Genomic DNA, 8,623 nt, shown 5'->3' with positions numbered 1-8,623 from the left:
TTTTGCGTCAATGTTGCGCACATGACCGATCAGTTTGGCCTGCGGGTTTTTGCGCGGGTCGGAGTCGTACAGACCGTCGATGTCGGAAAAGATAACAAGCAGGTCGGCGCTGCACATGCGCGCAACCACGGCGGAAAGCGTGTCGTTGTCACCGAAACTTTCAATGTGTTTGAGTTCGGCGGTAGCAACCGTATCGTTTTCGTTGACGATCGGCACGGTGCCGGTGCGCATCAGTGCGGTAAACGTGTTATGAATGTTTTCCCGCTGATCGTCATCGACAATGTTTTCGCGCGTCAGCAAAATCTGCGCGACGTTGATGCCGTATTCCAGAAACATTTTGTCATAGATATGCATCAGCTCGCACTGGCCGACCGCAGCGGCGGCCTGCTTCATCGCCAGCTCCCGCGGGCGCCCGCCCCAGCCAAGCTTGGCCGCGCCCACGCCAACCGCGCCGGACGAGACAAGCACCATCTCAAACCCGCGGTTCTGCAGATCGCTTATGGTACGCACAAGGCGTTCAATACGGCGGATATTGAGCTTGCCGTTTTCATATGTCAGTGTCGAGGTGCCGACTTTGACAACAATGCGGCGCACCTCGTTCATATTCAGCATGGCGGATTCTCCTTTTTGATATGCAAGTAATATACCCTTTCATTTTAGCACAGTAAACTGACAGATACAAGGAAAACGGAAAATCTTTCTGCAAAAGAAACGCCCCTGCTTCCTTAATACTGTGCTTAAGAAAGCGGGGGCTGCATCGGCGCAGGGCAGGGAAAGATTATTCCACTTCAAGCAGTACGCCGTTTTCATATTTGAGCCTGGCGGCTTTGTTGCGGGTGCTGCGCTCGATATCATCCATACGGACGCTTTCCGCAATGCTGGTGACCAGTGTATAGGATACTCCGTGACGTCTGGCACGGCCGGTGCGGCCGATGCGGTGAATATAATATTCGTTTTCTTCGGGAACATCATAGTTGATTACTGCGTCTACATCGTCGATGTCCAGTCCGCGTGCGGCAACGTCGGTGGCAACCAGCACGCGGAGGCGGCCCTTGCGGAAGCGGCTGAGCGTGGCCTCGCGCACGCGCTGGCGAATGTCTCCGTGGATGCAGGCGGCGTCGATGCCGTGCGTTTTGAGCAGGCCGGTCAGGCGGTCGGTCATGGCTTTGGTGTTGCAGAAGGCGATGGCGCGCGCATAGCCGCCCGCTTCAATGAGCCTGGCGGTCAGATCGGATTTATCCCGCCAGTCAAGCGCGATGCGGTACTGCTGAATGTCCGGACGGTCCTCATCGATGGCCTGTACGGTGATTTCAACAGGGTCGCGCTGATAGACCCAGGAAATATCCATCACTTCGATGGACAGTGTGGCCGAAAACATGCCGAGGTTGCGGCGGCCGGGCATCCGGTCCAGAATTTTGGTCACATCCTCAATAAAACCCATATCCAGCATGCGGTCGGCTTCGTCCAGCACAACGGTCTGTACACGGTTCAGCTCAATGTTGCGGCGCTTCATGTGGTCCATCAGCCGCCCGGGCGTTGCCACAACGATTTGGGGCTTCTTTTTCAGCGCGTTGACCTGCTTATCCATCGGCGCGCCGCCGTACAGGCAGGCAACGCGCACGCCCTGCTTGAATTCGCACAGGCCGCGGATTTCCGATTCAATCTGAAGCGCAAGCTCGCGCGTCGGGGCGAGGACGAGCGCCTGCACAAAGGCGGCGTCAGGGTCCGCGTGCTCCACCATGGGAATGCCGAAGGCAAACGTCTTGCCGGAGCCGGTAGGGGCCTTGGCGATCAGGTCTTTCCATTCCATAAAATAGGGGATGGCGCCGCCCTGCACAGGGGTAGCGGTTTGATAGCCCTTCTTATCCAGCGCGCGCATGATTTCGGGTGAAAGGCCGAGCACAGCGTAGCTGACTGCGCCTTCGGTCTGAACTCCGTTGATTTCCATATCTTTCTGTCCTTTGTTTTAATTTGTAATTCATTTTCAATATATCATATACGCACGCTTTGCGCAACTCGCTGTTTGGCGTAAAACGGCAGAGGGCGGTATGTGCACAGTTGGCAACGGATCGATAGTCTGGAATTTCACGCTTTTCTTATCGGATGTCTAATGACAGTTTTCCACTTTTCCGGAGCAACCTTTCTTGCATCAGACATATAAATCTCATGGTGCAGTCTATTCCCATTGATATCATTCACATAGCCGTTCTGCTCTAAATATGTATCCATAAGCGCAACGGTTGCAGGTTCGTCATCAAATGCGCCCAAATGCATCATTTGAACGCACAATCCCTCATCGATCGTAAGATATTCCGCAGATGAACAATCTAACTTTTTCTTTTTGGCGGCGGTCTCAACCGCCCATTCAAAGTCCTTTTGGGTTATAAAATCAGGCAAACGGATAACAGAAATCCAATGAAATGCGGATTTGTCGGCATAGTCTACGCCATCAGTATTTTCCTGCCACCAAAACCCTTCAAGCGGAGGAACTACATATTCAAAAAACCCCTCAATTTTGTGGTCTGTTTTATAGCTCATTTTCAGGGTGTATGCAACAGCATATAACACGCTGATCGCTTGCTGATATGCTCCCCCTTCTTCGTTTGGATCTCCCGCTCCTCTGACTGCAATGTAATTCGCTTTGGGCACAGTTACGATCTCTGGTTTATTCTTCGGCATATAAAATTCTTTATATGCTTTCTTAAAGTCAAAAGCCATAGTTTTACCTCCGTCAAATTCATTTTTATTATAGTATGTTTTGCCGCTTCATGCAACGGATCGTGAAATCGGCAGAGTTAGAACCCGTCCGTCCAAAGATAAAAAGGGGTGGCTGTAATTTAGTGTTTCCATGCAGAGCAGATTGTGGTATACTATATTTTATCGAAATATGCCTTTTGAACGATTTTGACGAGAGGAAGGGATTGGTCATGGCAAACCGCGTAACCATCCAAATCGCAGGGCAGCGTTATACCATGCTGGCCGATGAATCCGAAGAATATATGCATGAGGTGGCAGAACTGGCGCAGCAGACCATTGCGGAGTGCGGCGGTTCGCCTGCATTTGCGTCGACGCGCGCGCTGGCGCTGGCCTGCGTTAAGTTGACGGATGAATACCTGAAGGCGAACAAGGCTGCGCAGGACGCTGCGGCCAAGTGCCGTGCGCTTGAGGCGGAGAACGAGGCCCTGCGGAGCCAGGCGCAGCGCGGCGCGCAGACAGCGGGACAGAAGCGCAGATGAACAGGGTGGAATTATTGGCCCCTGCCGGTTCGCCGGAGGGAGTGCGCGCCGCCGTGCAATCGGGCGCGGGCGCGGTATATATGGGATTCGGCGTGTTCAATGCCCGCCGCAATGCGCAGGGCTTTTCGGAGGAGGAGATGGCGGAGGCCATTGCCTACTGCCGAGCGCGCGGCGTAAAAACGAATATCACGCTCAATATCCTTGCGGGAGACCGCGAGCTGGACGATGCGCTGCGGGACGCGAGATTTCTGTATGAAGCGGGCGCGGATGCGCTCATCGTGCAGGACCTTGGTCTGGCGCGGCTGCTGCACGCGCATGCGCCGGATTTGGCGCTGCACGCCTCAACGCAGATGACCATTCATACGCTGGACGGCGCGCGGGAGGCAAAAGAACTCGGTTTTTCGCGCGTGGTGCTCAGCCGCGAGTGTACGCGGGATGAGGTGCGCCTGATTACCGAAAAGGCCGGCGTTGAAACAGAGGTTTTTGTGCACGGCGCATTGTGTATGTGCTATTCGGGACAGTGCTACCTCTCTGCGCTGATCGGGCAGCGTTCGGGCAACCGCGGACTGTGCGCGCAGCCCTGCCGCCTGCCGTACAGCGGCGGATACCCGCTTTCGCTGAAGGATTTGGCGCTTGCCGGTCATGTGGCGGAAATTGCGGATATGGGCGTGTCCTCGCTGAAAATTGAAGGACGCATGAAACGGCCGGAGTACACGGCGATTGTTACCCGTATTTATGCGGATCTGCTGCGGGAGCATCGTGGACCGACGCCGGAAGAGCGGGAAATACTGCGCCTTGTTTTTTCGCGCGACGGGTTTACCGACGACTATTATACAGGAAAAAAGGGCGACGGGATGTTCGGCGTCAAGACCGATGTGCCGCTGCATGAGGTGCAGGGCCTGTACGATGAGGCTGCCCGCCGCTTTGCAGAGGGAAGAGAGGCGCCGCTGGTTCCGGTCAACATGCAGTTTTCTGCCCGCCAGGATACAGGCGCGGTGCTCAGCGCCGGCGGCGTGACAGTGTGCGCGCCCGTCGAGCGGGCGGAAAAACGCCCGACTACGCCGGACATGGTGGAAAAATCTCTGCGGAAGACAGGCGGAACGCCGTTTTTTGCGGAACATCTGCGCATTGAAATGGAGGACGGGCTGATGATTCCGGCCTCTGTTATGAACGGCATGCGGCGGGACGCACTTTACCTGCTGCTGGCGAAACGGTCGGTGCCCCCGTCGGCTGACTGGATGGACAGTGCAAAGCCGGATGAGGGCGGCCTTGTGCGCATCGCGCGCGGTTTTCGCGGGTTCACGGCATCAGTGCGCACGCGGGAGCAGGCGGAGGCGCTTGCCGGACTGGGTATGGAGACGATATACGCTCCGCTGCATATTGCGGCGGAGACCGGCCTGCCCGCTGTTTTGCCGCGCGTATTTTCGGACGCGGAACAGCCGAAAATTGAGATGCTGCTCGGCAAAGCGATGAGCCGCGGCACGGGAACGGTGCTGCTGGGCAATATCGGCCAGGCCGCGCTTGCGCGCCGCATGGGTTTTGCCATGCACGGCGATTTTGGGCTGAATGCTTTCAACAGCCAGACGCTGGAAACGCTGGCCGAACTGGGGATCAAGCGGCAGACGCTGTCGTTTGAGGCGCGTCTGGCCCAGCTTAGAGATATGCGGGGGCCGCTGGAAACCGAACTGATCGTGTATGGGCGGCTGCCGCTGATGATTTTTGAAAACTGCGCGATCCGCCGCCAAAATGGGGGCAGATGCGTGTGCAGAGAAAAGCTCACCTGCCTGACTGACCGCAAAAAAGAGCGTTTTCCGCTGCTGCCGGAATTCGGCTGCCGCAACACGCTGCTGAGCAACCGTCCGCTGTGCCTGCGGGAAGATTTTGCCCGTCTGGGGGTCCATACCGCGCGGCTGATGTTTACCATTGAAACGCCGGAGGAATGTCTGCACATCGCGCGGGCATTTCTCAACGGGGCCCCGCTGGAAGGGGAATTTACCAACGGTTTATACAAACGAGGAGTAGAGTAAAAACGTGATGAAACTGGTTTTGGCGTCGGGTTCGCCGCGCAGGCGCGAACTGATGGCGCTGATTGCGCAGACGTTTACGGTGTGCCCTGTGGATGCAGATGAAACGCTGCGCCGGGGCGCGCCGCTGGATGAGGAAGTTGTGCGTCTCAGCCGGCTGAAAGCAGAGGCCGCGCTGGGACTGCATCCGGATGCGGTCTGCATCGGTTCGGATACCATGGTAACGATCGACGGTTTGCCGCTCGGCAAGCCGGAAAACGCCGCGCATGCGGCAGAGATGCTGCGCCGTCTGCGCGGCCGCACGCATGAGGTGCTGACCGGTTTGGCCGTGCTGCTGCCGGACGGGACGGCGCGCACACTGTGTACGCGCACCCGCGTGACATTCCGCGATTTTGCCGAGGATGAACTGGCGGCCTACCTTGCGACGGGGGAACCGATGGACAAGGCGGGCGCTTACGGCATTCAGGGCCGCGGCGCCTTGCTGATTGCCGGGATCGAGGGAGATTATTACAGCGTGATGGGTCTGCCGGTGGCAGGGCTGCATGTGATATTGCGGGAACTGGGCGCGATTTGACGCGCTGACGGACCTGTGCGCCCAATCGCGCAGGCTTCGATAGATTGGAGGAACCTTTTTGCGACGGAGAAGAAACATAAGCTCGCGTTTTTTTATCGGTATAGCGGTTGTGGTTGCGCTGTGCATCCTCAGCGCGCTGTACAGCGGCGTGACGGGCAACCCGTCCCCCGTGACAAAACTGGCGGGCATGGTGGTCACGCCGGTGCAGCGGCTGGTTACGGGCGTCAGCGGCGCGCTGGGCAGGGGCGTCAGCTATTTTACGGATTTTGACGACCTGAAGGCGGAAAATGAGCAGCTGAAAAAGCAGATACGCGATATGGAGCAGACGGTGCGCGATGCCAAGCTTGCATTGGAGGAGAATGACCGCCTGCGTCAGCAGGCCGGTCAGGCAACGCGCGAGCGCGAACTGACCGAACTGCCGGCCGAGGTAATTGCCCGCAATCCGGGCGACTGGGCGACGACGCTGACGCTGGATAAGGGTTCGTCCCACGGCGTGGAGGTCGGCGACCTTGTCACCACGCTGGACGGCATGGCCGGATACGTCAGCTCGGTTGCGCCCAATTACTGCGAGGTGACGAGCGTGATTGACATTGAGATGCAGTGCGGCGCGCTGATCACCCGCACACGCGAGAGCGCCATTGCCGAAGGCAATTATGACCTGATGGCCGAGGGGACGCTCCGCCTTTCCTATCTGACGGAAGACGCGCAGGTGATTATCGGCGATACGGTTGAAACTTCGGGCACGGGCGGCGTGTTCCCCAAGGGCATTATGATCGGCACGGTGGAAAGCGTGCTGCCGGAGGATAACGGCATTTCGTATTACGCCGTTATCAAGCCCTTTGTCGATGTGGAGGCTGTATCGAGCGTGTCCATTATCACGGATTTTACCGATACAACAACGGAGTGACATCATGCAGAGAGAACAGTTATCCGTCCCAAAGATGATTTTATATGCCCTGCTGGTGCTGGCGGTCTATATTGCTCAGACGACCCTGTTCGGCGCGTGGGATTTTCGCGGATACCATGTGGACATACTGCCCGCTTTTGTAGCGGCGGCCGCGCTGTGCGGCGGCCCGATGGAGGGGGCGGTGGTCGGTCTGATTGTCGGCCTGTTTTACGATCTTGGTTTTATTGGGATTGACGGCCTTTATCCGCTTTTCTTCCTGGCATTTGGGCTTGTGGCCGGCATGATGAGCCGGCTGACGCTGAGCCGCAGCTACGTTTCCATGGTGATGCTGAACGCGTTTGAAATGGTGCTGCTTGGCCTTTTGCGGTATTTTACCTATCTGCTGCCGCAGAAAGGCGCGTCCTTTCTGCTGGTGATGAAGCAGGTTGCCGGCGGTACGCTGCTGGCATGCCTGTTTTGTTTCATTGCATATGTGCCGGTTTCCAAGCTGTGCCGGCGGTTTGACCCGCGCTGATATCCCGGAAAAGAGGTAACCCATGGTAAATAAAAATCAACTGCTGCGCCGGCTGCTTGCGCTGCTGTGCCTGCTGCTGCTGTGCGCGGGCCTGGCGGCAGGGCAGTTGGTGCAGCTTCAGCTGATCAACGGCGGAGAATATGTCAAACGCGCCGCAACCTTTCTGACGACAACGTCTACGGTTTCGGCTGCGCGCGGTGAAATTCTGGACCGCTTCGGCCGCCCGATGGTAACGAATAAAACGGCGTTTTCCATGGTGCTGGTGCATTCTTCCTGGCAGCAGGAGGGACAGTATGAACGGCTGCTTGACCTGGCGCACAGAGTGCAGCAGGACGGCGGAACCCTGTGCGATATTCTGCCCGTCAGCCAGACGGCGCCGTACACTTATATGGATGTTGCCGGCGGCGACCTGAACGACCTGTCCGACTATATCAAGAAAAGCCGTGAAACGCTTGGGCTTGATACGGTAAAGCAGGCTGTGGCAGACGCTGAGGCAAAACAAAAGGAAAATCCGCGCTATAATGCGGATGGCGAGGTCATTGACGAGGTCAGCGCGCTGGACGCGACAGAGCTGGTCAGCGCGGATGAATTTGTGCGCGTGATGCGGACCTATCTGGAAGAGAAAAAGGGGATGCCCGCCGGCCTGTCTGAAGCGGATGCGCGCACAATGGTCGGCCTGTATTACAGCATGCGGCAAATGGGGTTTGCCACCCGTGTTAACTTTACGCTGGCAACCGATATTTCAATTGATCTGATTGCCTATCTGAAAGAACATCACCAGCAGTACAGCGGCGTGGAGATCGAGACGGATGCCGTCCGGCGGTATGACACCAAACTGGCAGCGCACCTGCTTGGCACCGTTGGAACGATGTGGGCCACCGAATGGACAGGAACGGAAAACGGAGGACCATACCGCGATAAGCCGGGCTATAATATGAACGATACCATCGGCAAAACCGGCCTGGAGGCTGCGCTGGAGCCGTACCTGCACGGCACGGCCGGTTCGCGCACGGTGGATACCAGCTACGGCGGCGATACGGTGAGCGAGCAGACCTCGGGGTATGCGCCCGTGCCGGGAGACAATGTCATCACAACCATCAATCTGGACCTGCAGCAAACGGCAGAGCAGTCGCTTGAGGAAAATCTTGCGCAATATGGCCGCGGCGCGGCCGCGGTTGCGCTGGACCCCAATACAGGCGAGGTGCTGGCGATGGCGTCCTATCCGACTTTTGACCTGGAAACGTATGACCAGGATACGGAAACCTATAACCAGCTGCTGGAAGACCCGCGCCATGTGTTTATCAACCGCGCCACCAGCGGCGTTTATCCGCCGGGCTCCACCTTTAAGGTGCTGACCTCCATCGCAGC

At 57.3% G+C, this 8,623-nt stretch carries 9 protein-coding genes; 6 read left to right on the top strand and 3 right to left on the bottom strand.

Going from position 1 to position 8,623, the window contains the following annotated elements; all coding sequences use genetic code 11:
- The 3 genes from proB to ACOYIE_RS06980 form a co-directional block, all read right to left on the bottom strand.
- A partial coding sequence (proB, locus tag ACOYIE_RS06990; protein WP_433411749.1) for a glutamate 5-kinase occupies positions 1-612 on the bottom strand: 612 nt, incomplete at its 3' end.
- 166 nt (positions 613-778) lie between these two features.
- Positions 779-1,948, bottom strand: coding sequence for a DEAD/DEAH box helicase (locus ACOYIE_RS06985; RefSeq protein WP_433411747.1), 1,170 nt, complete (start codon positions 1,946-1,948; stop codon positions 779-781).
- A 137-nt stretch (positions 1,949-2,085) separates the two neighbouring features.
- Complete coding sequence (locus ACOYIE_RS06980) at positions 2,086-2,718, bottom strand: GyrI-like domain-containing protein (RefSeq protein ID WP_433411745.1); 633 nt, start codon at positions 2,716-2,718, stop codon at positions 2,086-2,088.
- A gap of 209 nt (positions 2,719-2,927) precedes the next feature.
- Here ACOYIE_RS06980 and ACOYIE_RS06975 point away from each other — a divergent pair, with 209 nt between their 5' ends.
- From ACOYIE_RS06975 to ACOYIE_RS06950, 6 genes are all read left to right on the top strand, one after another.
- Positions 2,928-3,236: a cell division protein ZapA gene (locus tag ACOYIE_RS06975; protein ID WP_433411743.1), complete on the top strand. Its 309-nt coding sequence runs from the start codon at positions 2,928-2,930 to the stop codon at positions 3,234-3,236.
- Positions 3,233-5,263 carry a DUF3656 domain-containing U32 family peptidase gene (locus tag ACOYIE_RS06970; RefSeq protein ID WP_433411741.1) on the top strand — a complete coding sequence of 677 codons (2,031 nt, stop codon included), beginning with the start codon at positions 3,233-3,235 and terminating at the stop codon, positions 5,261-5,263. Before ACOYIE_RS06975 ends, ACOYIE_RS06970 begins: the two co-directional genes overlap by 4 nt.
- Before the next feature lie 7 nt (positions 5,264-5,270).
- Complete coding sequence (locus ACOYIE_RS06965; RefSeq protein ID WP_433411751.1) at positions 5,271-5,834, top strand: Maf family protein; 564 nt, start codon at positions 5,271-5,273, stop codon at positions 5,832-5,834.
- Positions 5,835-5,892: 58 nt separating this feature from the next.
- On the top strand, positions 5,893-6,741 hold the full coding sequence (gene mreC / locus ACOYIE_RS06960) for a rod shape-determining protein MreC (RefSeq protein ID WP_433411739.1): 849 nt from the start codon (positions 5,893-5,895) through the stop codon (positions 6,739-6,741).
- 34 nt (positions 6,742-6,775) lie between these two features.
- Positions 6,776-7,255 (top strand): hypothetical protein, encoded by a 480-nt coding sequence (locus ACOYIE_RS06955; RefSeq protein ID WP_433411737.1) that lies wholly within the window; start codon positions 6,776-6,778, stop codon positions 7,253-7,255.
- Between the two features lie 22 nt (positions 7,256-7,277).
- Positions 7,278-8,623, top strand: a 1,346-nt coding sequence (locus ACOYIE_RS06950; protein ID WP_433411735.1) for a penicillin-binding transpeptidase domain-containing protein, incomplete at its 3' end; no start/stop codon positions are given.

The organism is Agathobaculum sp. (assembly GCF_050946325.1).
GTDB lineage: Bacteria > Bacillota > Clostridia > Oscillospirales > Butyricicoccaceae > Agathobaculum.
This window is presented reverse-complemented; position numbering and strand designations above follow the sequence as displayed.